We start from the raw sequence: 18,462 nt of genomic DNA, 5'->3' as shown, positions 1-18,462 counted from the left end.
TACCAAGCAATTGCTAGGTAGGGAGCTACGTGAACACAACACCCGGAACCACGCCGGCCGCCCTCATCCGTGCCGTCGGCGACCACGCGAACGGACTCGCCGTCGTCGACGGCGATACCCGTCTGACCTTCTCTGAATTGCACGACCGTGTACGGGACTTCGCTGCCGCACTCGTGGCCCGCGGATTCCGGCCCGGTGACCGCGCCGCCATCTGGTCCCCCAACACTTTCCACTGGGAGATCGCCGCTTTGGGCGTGCACTGGGCGGGCGGAGTCGTCGTCCCCGTCAACACCCGCTACACGGGCAGCGAAGCCGCCGACATCGTCGAGCGAGTGCACGCCGCAGCCCTCGTCGTGGCCGGGGAATTCCTCGGCAGCGACCGTTTCACCCAGTTGCGCAACGCTGCACCCGAACTCGTCCTTCCGACCGTCGTGCGGGTCCCGCTGGGCGGGAACGACGCTCCCCGCGACGACGTATTCGAGTGGGACGACTTCCTGGCAACCGCGACCGAGGATCTGCGCACCGAGGCCGACGCTCGCGCGAACGCCGTGCAACCCGACGATGTGGCCGACATCCTTTTCACTTCCGGCACCACCGGCCGCAGTAAAGGCGTACTGAGCGCGCATCGCCAAACCATCGGTGTCGCCGACGCCTGGGGTGACTGCGCCGAACTGTCTCCCGACGACAACTATCTGATCATCAACCCGTTCTTCCACAGCTTCGGCTACAAGGCCGGCTTCATGGCGGCACTGCTCGAGGGTGCGACGGTGATCCCCATGGCGGTGTTCGACACCGAGAAGGTCATGGAGATCGTGTCACGGGAGAACATCAGCGTGCTTCCCGGAGCACCCACGATCTACCAGTCGATTCTCGATCACCCCCGGCGCGACGAGTACGACATGTCGACGCTCCGCATCGCCATCACGGGAGCCGCGCCGGTGCCCGTCTCCCTGGTCGAGCGGATGCAGCGGGAACTGAGCTTCGACGCGGTACTCACCGCGTACGGGCAGACCGAAGCCGTGGTCGCCACGATGTGCCGGGTCGACGACGATCCGGTGACCGTGTCCACCTCCTCGGGCCGCGCCACCGCCGGCTTCGAGGTACGCATCGGTGAGAAGGACGAGATCCTGCTCCGCGGACCCAACGTGATGCTCGGATACCTCGACGATCCCGAGGCGACCGCCGCCACCATCGACCCGGACGGCTGGCTGCACACGGGCGATGTCGGCGTGCTCGACGAGCGCGGTTACCTCGACATCACCGACCGGCTCAAGGACATGTACATCAGCGGCGGGTTCAACGTGTACCCGGCCGAAGTCGAAGCCGCGTTGCTCCGTGTTCCCGGGGTACACGAGGTGGCGGTCATCGGGGTGCCCGACCCGCGCATGGGCGAGGTCGGGCGGGCGTTCGTCGTCCCACTGGACGGGCAGCAGCCCACAGAGGACGACATCATCGCGTATGCCAAAGAGAAACTCGCCAACTTCAAGGTTCCGCGGTCGGTCCGGTTCGTGGACGCACTGCCCCGAAACCCGTCCGGCAAGGTACTGAAAAACGTTCTGCGTGAGGAGAAGTCATGACCGTCCCGTTCGAACCCGACGTCGTCACCTACGAGGTGCGCGACGGCGTCGCGATCGTCACTCTCAACCGTCCCGACTACCGCAACGCGCAGAACTCGGTCATGACCTACGCCTTGGACGCCGCATTCGAGCGGGCTGTCGAAGACGACGAGGTGAAGGTGATCGTGCTGGCCGGCAACGGTAAGCACTTCTCCGCCGGCCACGATCTCGGCACCCCGGGCCGCGACCACCACGTGCACTACGACAACAAGGCCGTCATGTGGTGGGACCACGTGGACAAGGCCGGCGGCGACCAGCGTTACGCCCGCGAGATGGAGGTGTATCTCGGGATGTGCCGCCGTTGGCGTGAGATCCCGAAGCCGACCATCGCGTCGGTGCAGGGAGCGTGCATCGCCGGCGGCCTCATGCTCGCGTGGGTGTGCGATCTGATCGTCGCCTCGGAGGACGCGTTCTTCTCGGATCCCGTGGTGCGCATGGGTATCCCGGGCGTCGAGTACTTCGCGCATCCGTGGATTCTGGGAACGCGGTTCGCGAAGGAGATCCTCTACACCGGTGATCGCTTCAGCGCGCAGCGCGCCTACGAGGTGGGCATGGTCAGCCGGGTCGTTCCGCGTGAAGAACTCGAATCCGAAACCCTCTCTCTCGCCTCGCGTATCGCCGAGATGCCGCGCTTCGGCCTGGCACTGACCAAGCGCGCCGTGAACCAGTGCGAAGACCAGATGGGGATGCGCAACGGCATGGATTCCGTCTTCGGCCTGCACCACTTCGCGCACGCGCACAACGCCGAAGTGGGCGCCGACTCGCTCGGTGGCATGAACGCCAAGTCGATGGCCGCGAGCGCGCGGCCCACCCAGGAAGGGAAGTAGTGGACCTCGAACTCGACGACGACACCCTCGCGTTCCGCGACGAGGTGCGCGCGTTCCTGAAAGAGAACGTGCCGCAGACTCCGCTGAAGTCCATGGACACCGCGGAAGGTTTCGAAGAACACCGCCGGTGGGAGCAGCAACTCGCCGATGCGCGGATGTCGGTCGTGTCCTGGCCGGCCGAACTCGGTGGCCGCGATGCGAATTTGCAGCAGTGGGTCGTGTTCGAAGAGGAGTACTACCGTGCCGGTGCGCCCGGGCGCGTGAGCCAGAACGGCATCTTCCTGCTCGCCCCCACGCTTTTCGAACACGCGCACCCCGACCAGCTCGCACGGATCATGCCGCGCATGGCACGCGCCGACGACATCTGGGCCCAGGCCTGGTCCGAACCCGAGTCGGGCAGCGACCTCGCGTCGTTGCGCTCCACCGCGACTCGGGTCGACGGCGGCTGGCTGCTCAACGGCCAGAAGACCTGGAGCTCGCGTGCCTCGTACGCGGACATGGGTTTCGGTCTCTTCCGGTCCGACCCGGATGCGCAGCGACACAAGGGCATCACGTACTACATGTTCGATCTGCGGGCCGAGGGCGTCACCGTCAGGCCCATTCCCCAGCTCGACGGTGAGCCGGGGTTCGCGGAGATCTTCCTCGAGAACGTCTTCGTGCCCGACGATCCGGCGAACCCCGGCGAGTCCGGAGTGATCGGCGCGGTCAACGAGGGCTGGCGGGTTGCGATGAGCACCGCGTCCAACGAGCGCGGGCTGTCGCTGCGCTCCCCTGGCCGGTTCCTCGCGGCCACCGACCGCCTGCTGCGCAGCTACCGCGACTCCGACCTGCACGGCGATACGGCGACACGCAACCGCGTGGCCGACGCGTGGATCGGCGCACGTGCCTACGAGCTGTCCACGTGGGCAACGGTCACCCGTCTGCAGAGTGGTGGCCAGCTGGGCGCGGAATCGTCGATCAACAAGGTGTTCTGGTCCGAGTGGGACATCGCGACCCACGAGACCGCTCTCGGCCTGCAGGGACCGGACGCCGAACTCGTCGACGGCTGGACCGACGGTTACCTGTTCTCACTGTCGGGCCCGATCTACGCCGGCACCAACGAAATCCAGAAGAACGTCATCGCCGAGCGGCTGCTCGGCCTTCCGAGGGGTGACCGATGAGATTCGCACTCGACGAGTCGCACGAAGACTTCGCGTCCAGCATCGACGCCCTGCTCACCAAGTCGGATATGCCCGCGGTGATCCGGGCCTGGAACACCGGCGACACCACCGCCGGTCTCGCAGTGTGGCAGCGGCTCGCCGACACCGGCGTCAACGGGTTGCTCGTCCCCGAGGAGCACGACGGTCTCGGTGCCGACGCGGTCGACCTCGTCGTTGCCCTCGAGCAACTGGGCCGCCACGCCGTTCCCGGACCGGTCGTCGAGACCGTCGCGGTGGCGCCGGCGTTGCTCTCCGCCGTGGCACCCGAGAAACTCGCCGCGCTCGCCGGCGGGTCGCTCGCCACCGTCGCTTTCGCACCGCATGTCCCCTATGCGGTGGACACCGACGTCGCGGCCCTGGTGCTGCACGTCGCCGACGGAACCGTGTCGGTGGGCACTGCCGGACCTGCGCGCGAGTCGGTCGATCGGTCACGCCGCCTGTCCGAAGTCTCGCCGTCCGAGACGCTCGGCACGACCGATACGGCCGCGGCGTTCGACATCGGCGTACTCGCGTCGGCCGCTCAGTTGCAGGGTCTCGGCCGGACGTTGCTCGAGACGACCGTCGAATACGCGCAGCAGCGCAAGCAGTTCGGACGGGCGATCGGCTCCTTCCAGGCGATCAAGCACCACCTCGCCGAGGTGGCCGTGGGTCTGGAGATGGCCCGCCCTCTCCTGCACGGCGCCGCACTCGCGATGCGCGACGGGCTTCCGACCGCGTCGCGCGACGTCTCGGCCGCCAAGGTGGCCTGCGGGGACGCCGCGTACCGGGCCGCTCGCACCGCACTGCAAGTGCACGGCGCGATCGGCTACACCCAGGAATACGACCTGTCGTTGTGGATCACCAAGGTCCGTGCCCTCGTCACCGCCTGGGGCACGCCGGACGCACACCGGGCGCGGATCGTCGACGCGCTGGAGAAGGCCGAGGTGGCGTCGTGACGTTCGAATCCGAAGACCGCGCTGCACTGCGCGAGTCGGTGCGGATGCTGCTCGCCAAGCACTCCGACTCCGCCGCGGTGCGCAAAGCGATCGCCTCGCCCGACGGGTACGACGCCGACCTGTGGACACGGCTCGTCGAGCAGGTGGGCGTGGCCGCGCTTGCGATCCCGGAAGAATACGACGGTGTCGGCGCGTCTCTCGCCGAAACCCACGTGGTCCTCGAAGAACTCGGCCGCACGCTCGCACCCACGCCGTTCCTCGGCTCCGCGGTTCTCGCCGCGCAGGCGCTGCTGCTGTCCGGTGACGCCGACGCCGCAGGGCGGCTGTTGCCCGGAATCGCCGCCGGCGAGATCGTGGCCGTGTGCTGGGCGTCGAAATCCGGCTGGGACACCCCCGGTGTCGTCGCCGACGGTGACGTCCTGACGGGCACCGCTCACTATGTGCTCGGTGGAGACGTGGCATCGGCACTGCTCGTGCTGGCCACCGACGGCGACACGACCGCGTTGTTCGAGGTGGACCCCGCCGCGGAGGGGGTGACGCGCCGCCGGGTACCCACAATGGATCCCACCCGCAGTCTGGCGGAGGTCTCGTTCTCCGGGGTCACCGGTACCCGTGTGCCGTGTCCTTCCGACCTCGTCGAGCGATTGCGGTCGGTCGCGGTGATCGCGGTGTCGGCCGAGCAGGTCGGGGCGGCGCAGGCAGCGCTCGATCTCACGGTCGAGTATGCCAAGAACCGCAAGCAGTTCGGCCGGGTGATCGGGTCGTTCCAGGCGCTCAAGCACCGCATGGCCGACATGTACGCGCTGGTCGAGACCGCGCGGTCGATGTCGTACGCCGCTGCACTGTCGCAGGATCCGCAGGACGCGTACGCCGCCAAGGTCTACTGTTCGGAGGCTTTCGAGCAGGTGGCGTCGGAAACGATCCAGTTGCACGGCGGTATCGCCATCACGTGGGAGCACGACGCGCAGTTGTACTTCAAGCGTGCCCACGGCACCGCCCAGTTGTTCGGTCCGCCGCGCGCGTATCTGCAGGCGATCGCGGGCTGACCGGGAATTCGTCTTTCGTCCGTGCCGATTCTCCATGCCGGGACCGCGCCGCCTCGTAGCCCTGCACCAGGGCTCGGGGTGGCGCACCCGTCCCGCACGGATGATTGAGCCGGAGCCGCAGTGGTTAGCCTTGAGGGATGACGACTCCCGACATCACGCTGAATTCCGGAACCACGATCCCGCAGCTCGGCCTGGGAGTGTGGCAGGCCGACAACGAGGAAACCGAGAGCGCAGTCCGATTCGCGCTCGACGAGGCCGGATACCGGCACATCGATACGGCAGCCGCGTACGGCAACGAAGAAGGCGTCGGTCGGGGTCTCGCCTCGTCGTCCGTCCCGCGTGAGGACATCTTCCTCACGACGAAGCTCTGGAATTCCGACCAAGGCTACGACCGGGCGCTGGCAGCGTTCGACGAGAGCCTCACCCGTCTGGGCACCGACTACGTGGATCTGTACCTCATCCACTGGCCCCTGCAGGACAACGACCGGCTGCTGCGCACCTGGGAGGCGCTCGAGAAGATCGCCGAATCCGGTAAGGCGAAAGCAATCGGTGTGTGCAACTTCGAGCCGCATCATCTCCAGTTGCTCGTCGACCGCGGCGGCATGCTTCCCGCGGTCGATCAGGTGGAACTCCACCCGCATCTCCCCCAGCACGAAATCCGCACCTTCGCATCCGAGCACGACATCGCCGTCGAATCGTGGAGCCCTCTCGGCGGCACCAGCAACGCCGGCTGGGGCCCGCTCTCGAAGCCGAACACCCTTCTCACCGACCCGATCATCACGCGGATCGCGGACCGGCACAGCGTGTCGCCGGCACAGGTGCTCATCCGCTGGCACCTGCAGAACGGACTCATCGTCATCCCGAAGTCGGTCCACAACGATCGCATCGCCCAGAACATCGACGTGTTCGATTTCGAACTCGACGACCTCGATCTGAGCGAGATCGCGACGCTCGACGACGGTGTCCGGGTCGGGATGCATCCGGACGAGATGAACATGGGTGCCCCTGCCTGATCCCTTCCCTTCCGGGAGTAGAACGTGTTCTCATTGCTGCACGCGTTCCACGTCGGAGAGGCAGCGATGAGCGAGACGACCACCCATTCGATCCTGGGAACTCCGGTCGAGATGCCGGTACAGGTCCGGACCGCGACCGCATTCATGGGCGTGTTCTCGGTTCCTGCGGTACGTGCGCAAGCCCTGATCGCCCCCACGGGCCTCGATATCCTCCGGTACCGGCCGGGTCGAGGACTGTGCACGCTGGTGTTCGTCGACTACGTCGACGGTGATCTCGGGCCGTACAACGAGTTCGGAGTCTGCTTTCTCGTCCGCGATCACGAGCGAGCCGGTGGGGGCGTGGTGCAGGACGTACGGCAGTTGGTGACCGGCGGTGCCGGCGCGCTGATCCATCGTCTGCCCGTGGACGGAGAGTTCACGCTCGCGGCCGGTCGCGGCATATGGGGTTTCCCGAAGACCTTGGCCGACTTCGACGCCGATCACCGGGGCAACATCAAGCGAGGTTCGGTGAGCGCCGACGGAGCGCTCATCGCGAAGCTGACCGTCGCGCCCGGGATCGGGCTTCCCGGCAAGGGGATCGCCGCCTCTCTCGCCGCCTACTCCCACCTCGACGGGACGACGCGACGCACCACCTGGTCGATGAATCCCAGTGGGGTGCGCACCCGGCCGGGAGGGGCCACACTCGAACTCGGATCGCATCCCATCGCGGACGAACTGCGGTCGCTCGGCCTGCCTCGTCGCGCGCTCGTCACCTCGTCCATTCCGGATCTGAAGATGACGTTCGGGGACGCCACCCGGGTGACTTCGTAGACCCCCGCCCTTCCGGGACCCCGCCCTTCCGGGACCCCGCCCTTCCGGGACCCCCGCCTTTCTGGAACCGCTGCCTTCCTAGAGCACGACTCCGTCCCCGGCGCCCTGGAGTCCGCGGAGACGGCGCACGGCGTCGTCGAGGTGCTCGTCGAGCATGCGGTGCACATGGTCGGCCGGCGCGGACCGGATGGCGGTGCGCAACACGACGTGCTCGTCGACCTGCTCGCCGAGGACGGGATAGGTGGTCTGCAGCGCACCCAGGCACATGCGGGTCTCGACCAGAAGGGTGCGCGCCGCCCGGATGAGCCGCGGGCTCGAAGAACTCGCCACCAGTATTTCGTGGAAGCGCTGATCGCCGTCGGACACACCGGCCGGGTCGTCGCGCTCGGCGGCAGCGCGCATCGCGTCGACCGCGGGGCCGAGATCGTGCCACGCCTGCTCCCGGCGGCCTTCGAGGATCAGGTCGAGGGCGCCACCCTCGATGACCCGGCGGCTGCGGTAGATGTCGACGACGTCGTCGAAAGTCAGTTCCGTGACGAAGATTCCGCGATTCCGGATGCTGTAGAGCAGCCCCTCCGAGAGCAAGCGCTGCATCGCTTCGCGAAGCGGTCCGCGCGACACCGCGAAATGCGTCGCGAGTTCGGCTTCCCCCAATTGGGTGCCCGGTGCAAGTGCGCCCTTGACGATGGCGGACCGAAGCTGTTCCGCGATGAGTTCCGCTGTCGACGGTCGCGCGACAGGCCGGAGATCGTCGAGATCACCGAGCGCCATGATCGATACCTTCCTCGAACAAAGTGCCCAGTTCCGGGCGTATCACTGTACATCCGGCCAGTCGCAAGCCCTGCCACAGCGTGACCTGATTTGCGGTGAGAACCGGTTTCCCGACGTGCTTTTCGAGTTCTCGGAGAATGCGCAGGGTGTGCATCGCGGTATCGGGGACGAGGATCGCGTCGGCATCCGGATGGTCACCGGCCGCAGCGAGGTCCAGCACGTCGTCCGCGGAGAGCGTGCCCACCTCAGCGGCTGTGTCGATCCCCGCGACACCGAACGACACCACGTCACTCCCTGTCGCGGTGAGAAACTCGACGAACAGTGCGCCGACATCGCGGGGATAGCTCGCGGCCACCGCGACGCGCGTCGAACCCAGAGCGGTCAATGCGTCGACGAACGCGAAGCTCGTACTCGATGCGGGCACGCCCCCGGCCGCGACAGACAGGTCGTCGACTTGCGTGCGCGCGCCCTCCAGCCCGTATACGAAACTGCCCGATGTGCACGCCCACATCACCGAATCCGGGTTTTCCGGTGCCAAGAGGGCTGCACCGGCCGCGAGTTTCCGCGGACCGCCCAGGTCGAGCAGCTCGGGTACCGCGTGCAGATCGGTGCCGTAGATATGCGCGACGGGCAAAGCGGCGCCTACGAGTTCCGCGGCGAACACGAAGTCGTCTTCTGCGGCATGGCCGGGATAGATGATCCCCACCTTCGAGGAACGGTCCTGCTGCATCAGAAAACTCCTCTCAGCCATTTCCCCGGTCCGGTCATCGGCAATCTCATCCGACCGAGACATGCCCAGATGGTGAGCTGGTTCGCTGTGAGCACGGGCTTGCCGAGTTCTTGCTCGAGCGGGGCGATGAGGTCATAGGTGGGCAGATTGGTGCAGCTGACGAAGATCGCTTCGGAATCGGGACTGTCCGCGGCGATGATTCGCTCGGCGATGGTGCGGTAGTTGACTTTCCAGATGCCGCCGCCGAGTCCCAGGTGGGTCGACCGGACCACCTCGGTCCCGGCTTCGGCGAGAAAGCTGTGCAGGAGTTTGGTCAGCTGCTCGTCGTACGGGGTGATCACCGAGATCCGCGTGAGCTCGAGGTCGTGCAGTGCTTCGAGTAGCGCCCCGGACGTGGTGACCGCGCAGGCGGCGCCGGCTTCGCAGATGGCGTCACACAAGGTCTTCTCGTAGCCGATACCTTTGATGAAACTGCCGGAGGTGCACAGATAGGCGACCACTTCCGGTTCCACGTGCAGCACGTCGCGGGTAGCGGTGACGAGGTGTCTTCGCTCCGAAACCAATTCGGCCATCTCCAGACTGACCGGGACCGGTTCGTAGGGTGTCCGCGCCAGGTGCAGACTCACCTCGAGCGGTGCCCAGCGCCATAGTTCACGCTCGAGAGCGAGATCGAAAGGCGCGATGATGCCAACTCCGCGCTGTGCCAGAGGCCCCTCGAATTCGGGGATGTCCAGTTCCATGCAGTCCCCCGAACGACGTCCATTCCGGCAATCCCCCGGCAGGTAAGATTGTTGACAATCATACGATGCGCTCATACGGTGTCAACGTGAACGTGAACGCGAACCCGGTCGTGGCAGTGCTTCATGCCGAAGCCCTGCCCTCCGCGGTGCGGATGGCTCCGGTCGCCGAGCACGCGACCCTTCGCTACACGAAGCGCGAAGGACTGGCAGGCGCTCTCGACGGCGCCGACGTCCTGTTCGTCTACGATTTCCAGTCCGACGCGCTCCCCGACGCGTGGTACGCGGCGAACGCACTCTCCTGGGTTCATGCGGCCTCGGCCGGTGTCGATCCGCTGATGTTTCCCGAGTTGGTCGACAGCGATGTCACGGTCACCAACTCACGCGGAATCTTCGACGTTCCGATCGCGGAATACGTTCTGGCTCAAATACTGTCGTTCACCAAAGACATCCCGGAATCGCTGCGCCTGCAACGAGACCACACCTGGAGACACCGCGACTCCGAGCGCATCGCCGGCCGCAGCGTCCTGGTTGTGGGCACCGGGCCGATCGGGCGGGCCATCGCGCGACTCCTCACCGCCGTGGGAATGAACGTCAGCGGGTCGGGCCGCCGCAGCAGGACCGGCGACCCGGACTTCGGCACCGTCACCGCAACCGAGGATCTTCCGTCGGCGCTGGCCGCAGCCGACTTCGTCGTACTCGCAGCCCCTCTCACCGACAGCACCCACGGACTGTTCGATGCCGAATTGTTCGGGTCCGTGAAGCGCGGTGCACGGCTGGTCAACGTCGGTCGCGGTGAACTCGTGCGCACCGACGACCTCGTCGACGCACTCCGCTCGGGCGTGCTCGCGGGCGCCGCGCTCGATGTCGTCGATCCCGAACCGCTACCGCGCGACCACCCCCTGTGGGATCTTCCCGGTGTAGTCGTCACCCCGCACAACGCGGGTGACTTCGTCGGGTGGCAGGACACGCTCGTCGACGCATTCGCCGACAATTTCCGCCGCTGGAGAGCAGGATTGCCACTCGAGAATGTCGTGGACAAGCGACTCGGTTACGTGCCGAGTTCGTGAGGGCCGGTGTGCCCGGGCAGAACCCGGCACACCACCCGGACAAGGAGAACACGATGAACCCGACCGACATGACCGCCGTCGAACTCGTCACCTCGTTCTCCTCCGGTGAGCTGTCGCCGGTCGAAGCCGCGCGGGCGGTGTTCGACGAGATCGCCGCACGCGACGGTGAGATCAACGCCTATTGCCTCGTCGACGAAGAGAAGGCCCTCGCTCAGGCGCGGCGTTCCGAGGAGCGCTGGCGCACCGGATATTCCAAGGGTCTCCTGGACGGTGTGCCGATCTCGATCAAAGATGTGTTCCTCACCGCGGGATGGCCGACGTTGCGGGGTTCCCAAGCCGTCGACGAACATCAGCCGTGGCACGTGGACAGCCCGGTGACCGCGAGGCTGCGTGAGGACGGCATGGTGTTCGTCGGCAAGACCACGACGCCCGAAATCGCCTGGAAGGCCGTCACCGATTCCGCGTTGTACGGGATCACCCGCAATCCGGCAGATACGACGAAGACCGCGGGTGGATCGTCGGGCGGGAGCGCCGCGGCGGTCGCAGCCGGATTCGGCCCGTGCTCCGTCGGCACCGACGGCGGCGGGAGCATTCGGATTCCCGCCGCGTTCTGCGGAGTCGTGGGATTCAAACCCACCCACGGACGGATCCCGCTGTTTCCGGCGAGCCCGTTCGGCCCACTCGCCCACGCCGGACCGATCACCCGGACGGTCGAGGACGCGGCGCTGCTCACCGACATCCTGTCGCTTCCCGATCACCGCGATCCCACGGCGCTCGCGCCCCCGATCATGACCTTCAGGGGTGCGCTCCAGCGGGAGGTACTGGGCATGGGCGTCGCGTATTCGAAGACCCTCGGATACGTGACGGTCGATCCGGAAGTCGGTGAGATCGTCGACGCGGCGGTGCGAACACTCGACGAGGCCGGACTCCCGGTGACCGAGGCCGATCCCGGTTTCGGCGACCCCCTCGAGGCCTTCGAGATCATGTGGGCCGCGGGCGCGGCCGCAATGCTGGCGTCCTTCCCCGAAGGCACCCGGAACAAGGTCGACCCGGGCCTGGGCGCCGTCTGGGAGCGCGGCGAGCACCTGCGCGCCGTGGACTATCTCGATGCGCGGGCGGTCGCAGCGAGCCTCGGAATCGCGATGGGCCACTTCCACCAGACGCACAACATGCTCCTCACCCCCACGGTGCCGATCACCGCGTTCGACGCGGGTCACGACGTTCCGCCGGGATCCTCGGCAAGCAGTTGGCCGCAATGGACGCCGTTCAGCTACCCCTTCAACCTCACCCAGCAACCGGCGATCAGCATTCCGGTCGGCACGACGGCCGCCGGCCTGCCGGTGGGCCTGCAGATCGTCGGACCGCGCCACTCCGACGACCTGCTGCTGGCGGTCGCCCGATTCGCCGAATACGCGCTGAGCTAGTGCGACGTCACGGCGCGAGCACGTAACGGCCGCGCACCCCGCCCGCAGCGACCGCGCGGTGGGCATCGGAGGCCGAATCGAGCGGTACGACGGAATGCACCCGCGCCGGCAGCCCACCCGACGCGGCGCGCACGAGCAGATCACTCAGCCTGGCACCGTCGGGGCGCGTTTCCACGGCCGATACCGAGATTCCGCGCTCGGTGGCCGGAACCGCGTTCGGCTTGACGCCGACGAATCTCCCCCCGTCACGGACCACTTCGAGCGCCCGTTCCTGCAGTGACGCAGCGTCGGCGACCGCGTCCCAGCCCGGCTCTGCGTGCGAGGCGAACCGGACGCCCAGACTCCGCACGAACTCCTCGTCCTCGGGCCGAGCAAGACCTGTTACCTCCCATCCCCGTTCGGGCGCGAGTGCGAGAAGATAGCCGCCCACCGCGCCCGCTGCCCCGGTCACGAGGAGTCGGTGCGAGTCCGCGGGTGCGTCACCGAGCAGGTCGAGCATCTGCACGGCCGCCAACCCGTTGACCGGCACTGTCGATGCCGTGATCAGATCCAGTCCGTCCGGGACGACGGCCAGACCCGCGACCGGTACGACGACTTGTTCGGCATACGTGCCGTAGTCGCGATCGAAGCCGCCCACCATGCCGGCGACACGGGTGCCGATCTCCAGGTCCACACCGGGGCCGGCATCGAGCACCGTGCCGGCGAACTCCCATCCCAGCCCTGTGTATTCGGGCTGGTCGATCAGGCCGATCGTGTGGAAGAACCCGTCCGCGACCCCGAGATCGACCGGATTGACGGGCGCGCCGGCGATCCCGACGCGAACCTGCCCGGGTCCCGGTCGCACGACGGGAACGCTGATGATCTCGATCGAGCCGGGCCCGTTCGGAGTGTGCACCACGGCGGTGCGGAAAGTCGATGTGTTCATCGGTTGCTCCTCGGCACTTGTATCGAATGACCCTCCGCTTCATCATGGGTAGGTAGCTCTCCAAAGGGAAGTACGCACTTCGAAGTGCGTAAGGCACCCGCCGGTAGGAAGGAGCACTCATGCCGACCATGACTGCGGCCCAGAAGCGAGCGCACGTACAGGCGGAGTACGACGCATTCCTGGCGGAGTGCCCCAGCCGTCAGCTGCTCGCGCGTATCTCGGACAAGTGGGTGGCGTTGATTCTCGCCGCGCTCGGGAGTGACGGGCCCTCCCGCCCCGGCAACGATCGCAGCGGTGAACCACGAGCGATGCGCTACTCGGAACTGTCCCGCAGGCTCGCGGGGGTCAGCCAGAAGATGCTCACGCAGACACTGCGCTCGCTCGAGCGCGACGGCCTGGTGACGCGCACCGTCACCCCGACCGTGCCGGTCACGGTCACATACGAACTCACCGAACTCGGGCTGTCGCTCCACCAGGTGATACGCGGGATCAAGGCGTGGGCCGAGGCACACATGGACGAGGTGCTCGCGCACCGCGAACGGTACGACGCGGAGTGACGAGTGACGGGGACCGATCAGTCGCGGGCGAACGTCAGCGTCTCCCCCGCTGCGCCCTCCATCCACAGGTCGTTGCACGCCACCGCGAGGTCGGTCAGGCCCTCCTCGATGGTCGCGAACACGTTGCCCGGCACCCACCCCACATCGCCGTTGAGGAGCAGGTTGTTCCGCCCGTAGAAGAGCGCCAGATCGGTAGCCCCCTGCGCCGCATGCGCTTCCGATCCCGGCTCGTATCCGTATGCGGAGTTCCCGATCTCCCACGGTTCGAAATCGAACAGGCACACGTCTCCGGGGATCGGGGTCACCGTCGGGTTCTCCCGATGCGGAGCACCCGTGATGCGGGGAACGAGGGTGTACACCTCGTTGCGCGCGTACTTGGCATGGAATGCGGACCCGTTCTGCGGCAAAGCGTTCCATACCGCTTCGCAGGTCAGCGGTGCCTCTGTGTCCAGCAGCCGTGCGCGACAGGAGACGCCGCGCTTGTCGAGGGAAATGGTGATGAACCGGGCCACAGGATCTCCTTCGTACGCGGGACAGTTCAGATCTCGGCGAGAACCTCCGACCAGATATCGAGTGCCTCCTCGATCTGTTCTCCGGTCACGACCAGCGGAGGGATCATGCGTACCACGTTCATATAGGCGCCGCAGGTCAACAGCAACAACCCTTTTCGTGCTGCTGCGCGCTGTGCTGCTGTGGCGCCGTCGCGGTCGGGCGCACCGTCGGCATCGGTGAATTCGGATCCCACCATGAGCCCGAGCCCACGAACGTCACCGACGGCGGGTGTCGCCCGCGACTGCGCACCCGCCAGCAACTCGTCTCCACGCAGCGCCGCGTTCGTCACGAGTCCTTCCTTCCGGATCACCTCGAGTGTGGCTACCGCCGCCGCACACGACACCGCGTTGGCACCGTAGGTTCCACCCTGCGATCCCGGCCGGGCACGAGACATGAGTTCCTCGGAGGCCGCGATACCGGACAACGGAAATCCGCTCGCGAGCCCCTTTGCCATCGTGATCACATCCGGGCGCACGTCGAAGTGCTGGTGCCCGAAGAACTTTCCAGTTCGCCCGAATCCCGTCTGGATCTCGTCGAACACGAGGAGGATGCCGTACCTGTCGGCACGCTCCCGCAGGCCCTGGAAGAAGCGAACGTTGCCCGGGACATAACCGCCCTCGCCGAGCACGGGTTCGACGAAGAATGCCGCCGTTTCGTCGGGTGCGGTGACGGTGGCGAAGAGGTAATCCAATTCTCGGAGCGCGAAATCCGTTGCCTCGTCTTCGCTCCACCCGTACCGGTAGGCGGTGGGGAACGGCGCGACATGCACGCCTCCCATCAACGGGGAGAAGCCTGCGGAGAAGCGGGTGCCCGACGTCGTCATCGATGCGGCGGCGACCGTCCGGCCGTGGAATCCGCCGTGGAAGACGACCACGTTGGGACGGCCTGTCGCCTGCCGTACGAGACGCAGCGCTGCTTCGACAGCCTCGCTGCCGGAGTTCGCAAAGAACAGTGAATCGAGACCTTCGGGTAATACCGGACCCAGTGCCTCGACGAGTTCGAGGAGCGGCCGGTGCATCACGGTCGTGTACTGGCCGTGGATCAGGGTGGCGACCTGCCGCTGCGCCGCCTCGACCACATGCGGATGACAGTGCCCGGTGCCGGTGACACCGATACCGGCGGTGAAGTCGAGGTAGCGACGCCCGTCGCTGCCGTACAGATAGCAGCCCGACGCGTGGTCCACGGTGACCGGGGTGGCTTGCAGGAGAAGTGGTGACAGTCGTGCCATGAGGGCCCTCCCGGGATGCACCTACCGAATTCGGGCACTTGCTCTTGTCGGATTGTTGACAATATGCATAACATGGGCCCACGCCGAAGGCAACGGCACGCGGGGGAGAACCGCACCCGAAGCGAGCCGGACCAACTCGACCGAGATCGGGTCAGGCCGACCGTCCCGTCCGCGGCAGGCGGCTTCGCCGCGCCCAGGGAGTTTCATCGGTCCGCGAGCAGGGAATGCCCTCAGCGACAACAGCGCCGACCGATGAGGCAATGATGATTACGAACAACGAACTCGATACCCTCGCTCGTGCCACCGCGTACGGTCCGGACGGCACCAAATTAGGAAAAGTAGGCGAGGTATATCTCGACAACAGAACCGGGGAGCCGGGCTGGATCACGGTGGTGACCGGACTGTTCGGTACCCGCCGTCACTTCGTCCCCGTCGACGACGCCACCCTCGACGACTCGGGTGTGCATGTGCCGTTCGGCAAGGACACGGTGACAGGCGCGCCGAACGTCGAGGAGAACGGCGAACTCACGCCCCTCGAAGAAGACGAACTGTACCGCTACTACAGCCGCGCTCACGAGGGCGATTCCGCGTCCACCGACGCACATCGGAACCCGGACGCCGGGCGATCCGGTGATACGGACCGAATCGGTGGCACGGACCGGATCGGTCATTCCGATCGACCGGGTGACACCGGCGGGACGGGCACGCTGCCCCCCGACGCGGCACGCGAAGGCATTGCTGGGAACTACCGCCCGTCGCACGACACCCAGCGCGACGATCCGCTGCAGCACTCGGTCCCCGGTGACACCGCCTCCACCCCGTCGTCCCCCTCGGGCACGGCACGTGGGGTCTCCGAGTCCGGAGACCGGACCACCGGGTTGCCGTCGCAGGGCTTCGGCGATCCGGGATCGTCCGGGCACTCCCACAACTCGGCTCCCGGCACCCTGTCCACCCCGACCCCCGGCACGCATTCCATCCCCTCCACGGCGAACACGCACACGGCGTCGGATACGCACACGGGGCCGGATACGCACACGGGGCCGGATACGCACACGAGTCACCGCGCCTCCGACGACCTCCCGGGTAACGCGACCCCGGATGCCCGTATCGGCGAGAGTTCCGACACTCACCGTACCGGCACTCCGGACGTCCGCACCGGCGGTGACCGCGACCGGAACAAGGAAGACAAGGGTCACAGCGATGAGCCGCGCAAGCCGCGCCTGGTGAAGCGCGTGGTGACCACGGAGTACTACGAAGAGGATCCGGACGGCTCCACGCAGTCCTGATACCCGCCTGACCGTCGAAACTCCAGACGAAAAAGGGCGCCGGCTCCGGGGTTCGTCCCCGGGTCCGGCGCCCTCTTCTGTGCCCTACAGCCAGGTGTCCTCCGACGCGGTGGTGAGAAACGCTTCGAGATCATCACGCCACGGGGCGGGCACCGTCTTGTCGGGTTCGATGCCGGTGTACTGACCGCGGTAGAAGAGCAACGGACGCTCGGCCTCGTCGCGTACCTCGCTGAGCGACGCGACCCGGCCGAACACCACCCAGTGGTCACCGCCGTCGTGAACGGTCTCGACGGTGCAGTCGATATGAGCGAGTGAACCGGTCAGGATCGGCGAACCCAGATCCGAAGGGCTCCAGTCGATTCCAGCGAACTTGTCGGGTTCGCGAGAGCCGAAGCGCGCACACGTCTCCTGCTGTTCCTCGGCGAGCACATTGACACAGAAGCGGCCCGACCGCTCGATCGCTCCCCACGAGCGGGATTGCTTGGTGGGACAGAACAACACGAGCGGCGGATCGAGAGACAACGCCGCGAACGACTGGCACGCGAAGCCGACGGGCTCATCGCCGTCCATGGTGGTGATGATCGTGACTCCGGTGCAGAACTGACCTAGAACGGTACGGAACGACTTGGGATCGATCGCACCGCCGGTATCACCGACCGGCACGGTCACGGCTGCATCCCCACCGAGAAATCGTGACCCCAGAGGCTCACCGCGGTGGATTCACGAGCGATCCAGCCCTCGTCCTCCACCTGCAGTCCCTCACAACCGAATTCGACGTCGAAACCGCCCGGCGTCTTCATGTAGAACGACAACATCTTGTCGTTGACATGCCGGCCGAGTGTCGCCGACATCTTGACGTTCTTGCGCAGTGCGCGATCGAGTGCGAGTCCGACGTCGTCGGAGTTCTCCACCTCGAGCATGAGGTGGACGATGCCGCTCGGGGTCGGCATCGGCATGAAGGCGAGGCTGTGGTGGCGCGGGTTGCACCCGAAGAACCGGAGCCACGCCGGATCGCCGTCCGCGGGCCGGCCCACGATCTGCGGGGGCAGGCGCATGGAGTCGCGGAGACGGAATCCGAGCACATCGCGGTAGAAGCGCAGTGATTCCTCGTCGTCGCGGGTGGAGAGCACCACGTGACCGAGGCCCTGTTCTCCGGTGACGAACCGGTGACCGTACGGGCTGACGATTCGGCGGTGTTCGAGCGCCGCACCGTGGAACACCTCGAGGGTGTTGTCCGACGGATCCTGGAAGGTGATCAGTTCGACCACACGGCGATCCGCGAGTTGTTCGGCGGTACCTTCCTTGAACGGAACGCCCGCAGCCGAGAGGTTGTCGCGAACCTCCTGGAGTTCGGCAGCATTCGCGGTCTCCCAGCCGGATACGAGGAGTTGATCGGACTCGTGGGGCTCGATGACCAGACGCGCGGGGAAATCGTCCATCCTCAGATACAGCGCGTCGGTGACCGAACCCTTACCCTCGACCATGCCGAGGACCTTGAGTCCGTACTCGCGCCACGCGCCCATATCGGTCGCACCGATGCGAAGGTATGCCAGGGATCGGATACTCATGAATTTTCTCCGTCCGTCAGAAAGTCCACGGTCAGCTTGTTGAATTCGTCGAACTTCTCGAGTTGCGCCCAGTGGCCGCAGCCGCCGAACACGCCGAGTTCGGTGTCCTCGAGTGCGGTGCGCTGGAAGGACGTAACCGGCGTGGCCCAGCGGATGATCTCGTCGGCA

The 18,462-nt window shown here is 66.5% G+C and carries 19 protein-coding genes; 11 read left to right on the top strand and 8 right to left on the bottom strand.

Annotated elements, in window-relative coordinates; translation table 11 throughout:
- Positions 1 to 29: 29 nt before the first annotated feature.
- The 7 genes from HF877_RS20740 (at position 30) to HF877_RS20710 (ending at position 7,446) form a co-directional block, all read left to right on the top strand.
- A complete protein-coding gene (locus HF877_RS20740) occupies positions 30 to 1,577 on the top strand; it encodes a FadD3 family acyl-CoA ligase (RefSeq protein WP_169623083.1) in 1,548 nt (515 codons plus the stop codon).
- Complete coding sequence (locus HF877_RS20735) at positions 1,574 to 2,443, top strand: enoyl-CoA hydratase (protein ID WP_169623082.1); 870 nt, start codon at positions 1,574 to 1,576, stop codon at positions 2,441 to 2,443. Before HF877_RS20740 ends, HF877_RS20735 begins: the two co-directional genes overlap by 4 nt.
- The gene (locus tag HF877_RS20730; RefSeq protein ID WP_169623081.1) at positions 2,443 to 3,603 is read left to right on the top strand and encodes an acyl-CoA dehydrogenase family protein; all 1,161 of its coding nucleotides are present in this window, start codon (positions 2,443 to 2,445) and stop codon (positions 3,601 to 3,603) included. The genes HF877_RS20735 and HF877_RS20730 overlap by 1 nt, the downstream gene beginning before the upstream one ends.
- A complete protein-coding gene (locus HF877_RS20725) occupies positions 3,600 to 4,577 on the top strand; it encodes an acyl-CoA dehydrogenase family protein (protein WP_169623080.1) in 978 nt (325 codons plus the stop codon). Before HF877_RS20730 ends, HF877_RS20725 begins: the two co-directional genes overlap by 4 nt.
- Positions 4,574 to 5,623 (top strand): acyl-CoA dehydrogenase family protein, encoded by a 1,050-nt coding sequence (locus HF877_RS20720; RefSeq protein WP_169623079.1) that lies wholly within the window; start codon positions 4,574 to 4,576, stop codon positions 5,621 to 5,623. Before HF877_RS20725 ends, HF877_RS20720 begins: the two co-directional genes overlap by 4 nt.
- A gap of 137 nt (positions 5,624 to 5,760) precedes the next feature.
- Positions 5,761 to 6,636: an aldo/keto reductase gene (locus HF877_RS20715; protein WP_169623078.1), complete on the top strand. Its 876-nt coding sequence runs from the start codon at positions 5,761 to 5,763 to the stop codon at positions 6,634 to 6,636.
- A 66-nt stretch (positions 6,637 to 6,702) separates the two neighbouring features.
- Complete coding sequence (locus HF877_RS20710; RefSeq protein WP_169623097.1) at positions 6,703 to 7,446, top strand: acetoacetate decarboxylase family protein; 744 nt, start codon at positions 6,703 to 6,705, stop codon at positions 7,444 to 7,446.
- Positions 7,447 to 7,524: 78 nt separating this feature from the next.
- Here HF877_RS20710 and HF877_RS20705 read toward each other — a convergent pair whose 3' ends face one another.
- The 3 genes from HF877_RS20705 to HF877_RS20695 are packed head-to-tail and all read right to left on the bottom strand — an operon-like array spanning position 7,525 to position 9,687.
- Positions 7,525 to 8,217: a GntR family transcriptional regulator gene (locus HF877_RS20705; protein WP_169623077.1), complete on the bottom strand. Its 693-nt coding sequence runs from the start codon at positions 8,215 to 8,217 to the stop codon at positions 7,525 to 7,527.
- Positions 8,204 to 8,947 carry a maleate cis-trans isomerase gene (locus HF877_RS20700; protein WP_169623076.1) on the bottom strand — a complete coding sequence of 248 codons (744 nt, stop codon included), beginning with the start codon at positions 8,945 to 8,947 and terminating at the stop codon, positions 8,204 to 8,206. Before HF877_RS20700 ends, HF877_RS20705 begins: the two co-directional genes overlap by 14 nt.
- Positions 8,947 to 9,687, bottom strand: coding sequence for an Asp/Glu/hydantoin racemase (locus HF877_RS20695; RefSeq protein WP_169623075.1), 741 nt, complete (start codon positions 9,685 to 9,687; stop codon positions 8,947 to 8,949). The genes HF877_RS20700 and HF877_RS20695 overlap by 1 nt, the downstream gene beginning before the upstream one ends.
- Before the next feature lie 92 nt (positions 9,688 to 9,779).
- On the opposite strand from HF877_RS20695, the gene HF877_RS20690 reads away from it, so the two are divergent.
- Together HF877_RS20690 and HF877_RS20685 are read left to right on the top strand one after the other, a co-directional pair.
- Positions 9,780 to 10,754 (top strand): D-2-hydroxyacid dehydrogenase, encoded by a 975-nt coding sequence (locus tag HF877_RS20690; protein ID WP_169623096.1) that lies wholly within the window; start codon positions 9,780 to 9,782, stop codon positions 10,752 to 10,754.
- Positions 10,755 to 10,807: 53 nt separating this feature from the next.
- The gene (locus HF877_RS20685; RefSeq protein ID WP_169623074.1) at positions 10,808 to 12,178 is read left to right on the top strand and encodes an amidase; all 1,371 of its coding nucleotides are present in this window, start codon (positions 10,808 to 10,810) and stop codon (positions 12,176 to 12,178) included.
- Positions 12,179 to 12,185: 7 nt separating this feature from the next.
- On the opposite strand, the gene HF877_RS20680 is transcribed toward HF877_RS20685, so the two are convergent.
- Positions 12,186 to 13,103: an NADP-dependent oxidoreductase gene (locus tag HF877_RS20680; RefSeq protein WP_169623073.1), complete on the bottom strand. Its 918-nt coding sequence runs from the start codon at positions 13,101 to 13,103 to the stop codon at positions 12,186 to 12,188.
- 119 nt (positions 13,104 to 13,222) lie between these two features.
- On the opposite strand from HF877_RS20680, the gene HF877_RS20675 reads away from it, so the two are divergent.
- A complete protein-coding gene (locus HF877_RS20675; RefSeq protein ID WP_169623072.1) occupies positions 13,223 to 13,660 on the top strand; it encodes a helix-turn-helix domain-containing protein in 438 nt (145 codons plus the stop codon).
- 17 nt (positions 13,661 to 13,677) lie between these two features.
- Here the strand turns inward: HF877_RS20675 and HF877_RS20670 are convergent, their stop codons facing one another.
- The gene (locus HF877_RS20670) at positions 13,678 to 14,172 is read right to left on the bottom strand and encodes a DUF3830 family protein (protein WP_169623071.1); all 495 of its coding nucleotides are present in this window, start codon (positions 14,170 to 14,172) and stop codon (positions 13,678 to 13,680) included.
- Between the two features lie 26 nt (positions 14,173 to 14,198).
- Entirely contained in the window at positions 14,199 to 15,440 is a 1,242-nt protein-coding gene (locus tag HF877_RS20665; RefSeq protein WP_169623070.1) for an aminotransferase class III-fold pyridoxal phosphate-dependent enzyme, read from the bottom strand.
- Positions 15,441 to 15,700: 260 nt separating this feature from the next.
- Between HF877_RS20665 and HF877_RS20660 the strand changes: the two genes are divergently transcribed.
- Entirely contained in the window at positions 15,701 to 16,726 is a 1,026-nt protein-coding gene (locus tag HF877_RS20660) for a PRC-barrel domain-containing protein (RefSeq protein ID WP_240952845.1), read from the top strand.
- An 84-nt stretch (positions 16,727 to 16,810) separates the two neighbouring features.
- Here HF877_RS20660 and hsaB read toward each other — a convergent pair whose 3' ends face one another.
- Both hsaB and hsaC read right to left on the bottom strand, forming a co-directional pair.
- Positions 16,811 to 17,395: a 3-hydroxy-9,10-secoandrosta-1,3,5(10)-triene-9,17-dione monooxygenase reductase subunit gene (gene hsaB, locus HF877_RS20655; RefSeq protein ID WP_169623069.1), complete on the bottom strand. Its 585-nt coding sequence runs from the start codon at positions 17,393 to 17,395 to the stop codon at positions 16,811 to 16,813.
- Positions 17,392 to 18,294 carry an iron-dependent extradiol dioxygenase HsaC gene (gene hsaC, locus HF877_RS20650; protein WP_169623068.1) on the bottom strand — a complete coding sequence of 301 codons (903 nt, stop codon included), beginning with the start codon at positions 18,292 to 18,294 and terminating at the stop codon, positions 17,392 to 17,394. The genes hsaB and hsaC overlap by 4 nt, the downstream gene beginning before the upstream one ends.
- Between the last annotated feature and the right edge of the window lie 168 nt (positions 18,295 to 18,462).

The sequence above is a fragment of the Rhodococcus sp. BL-253-APC-6A1W genome, from assembly GCF_012843405.1.
In the GTDB taxonomy this organism is placed as follows: domain Bacteria; phylum Actinomycetota; class Actinomycetes; order Mycobacteriales; family Mycobacteriaceae; genus Rhodococcus.
Note: the sequence above shows the minus strand (reverse complement) of the source record. Positions and strands in the feature narration are given on the sequence as shown.

Bases quoted from the DNA above. Each gene is read 5' to 3' on its own strand.
- HF877_RS20735 (WP_169623082.1), top strand. From the start codon at position 1,574: ATGACCGTCCCGTTCGAACCCGACGTCGTCACCTACGAGGTGCGCGAC.
- HF877_RS20725 (WP_169623080.1), top strand. From the start codon at position 3,600: ATGAGATTCGCACTCGACGAGTCGCACGAAGACTTCGCGTCCAGCATC.
- HF877_RS20715 (WP_169623078.1), top strand. From the start codon at position 5,761: ATGACGACTCCCGACATCACGCTGAATTCCGGAACCACGATCCCGCAG.
- HF877_RS20710 (WP_169623097.1), top strand. From the start codon at position 6,703: ATGAGCGAGACGACCACCCATTCGATCCTGGGAACTCCGGTCGAGATG.
- HF877_RS20705 (WP_169623077.1), bottom strand. From the start codon at position 8,217: ATGGCGCTCGGTGATCTCGACGATCTCCGGCCTGTCGCGCGACCGTCG.
- HF877_RS20700 (WP_169623076.1), bottom strand. From the start codon at position 8,947: ATGCAGCAGGACCGTTCCTCGAAGGTGGGGATCATCTATCCCGGCCAT.
- HF877_RS20695 (WP_169623075.1), bottom strand. From the start codon at position 9,687: ATGGAACTGGACATCCCCGAATTCGAGGGGCCTCTGGCACAGCGCGGA.
- HF877_RS20685 (WP_169623074.1), top strand. From the start codon at position 10,808: ATGAACCCGACCGACATGACCGCCGTCGAACTCGTCACCTCGTTCTCC.
- HF877_RS20680 (WP_169623073.1), bottom strand. From the start codon at position 13,103: ATGAACACATCGACTTTCCGCACCGCCGTGGTGCACACTCCGAACGGG.
- HF877_RS20675 (WP_169623072.1), top strand. From the start codon at position 13,223: ATGCCGACCATGACTGCGGCCCAGAAGCGAGCGCACGTACAGGCGGAG.
- HF877_RS20665 (WP_169623070.1), bottom strand. From the start codon at position 15,440: ATGGCACGACTGTCACCACTTCTCCTGCAAGCCACCCCGGTCACCGTG.
- HF877_RS20660 (WP_240952845.1), top strand. From the start codon at position 15,701: ATGATGATTACGAACAACGAACTCGATACCCTCGCTCGTGCCACCGCG.
- hsaC (WP_169623068.1), bottom strand. From the start codon at position 18,294: ATGAGTATCCGATCCCTGGCATACCTTCGCATCGGTGCGACCGATATG.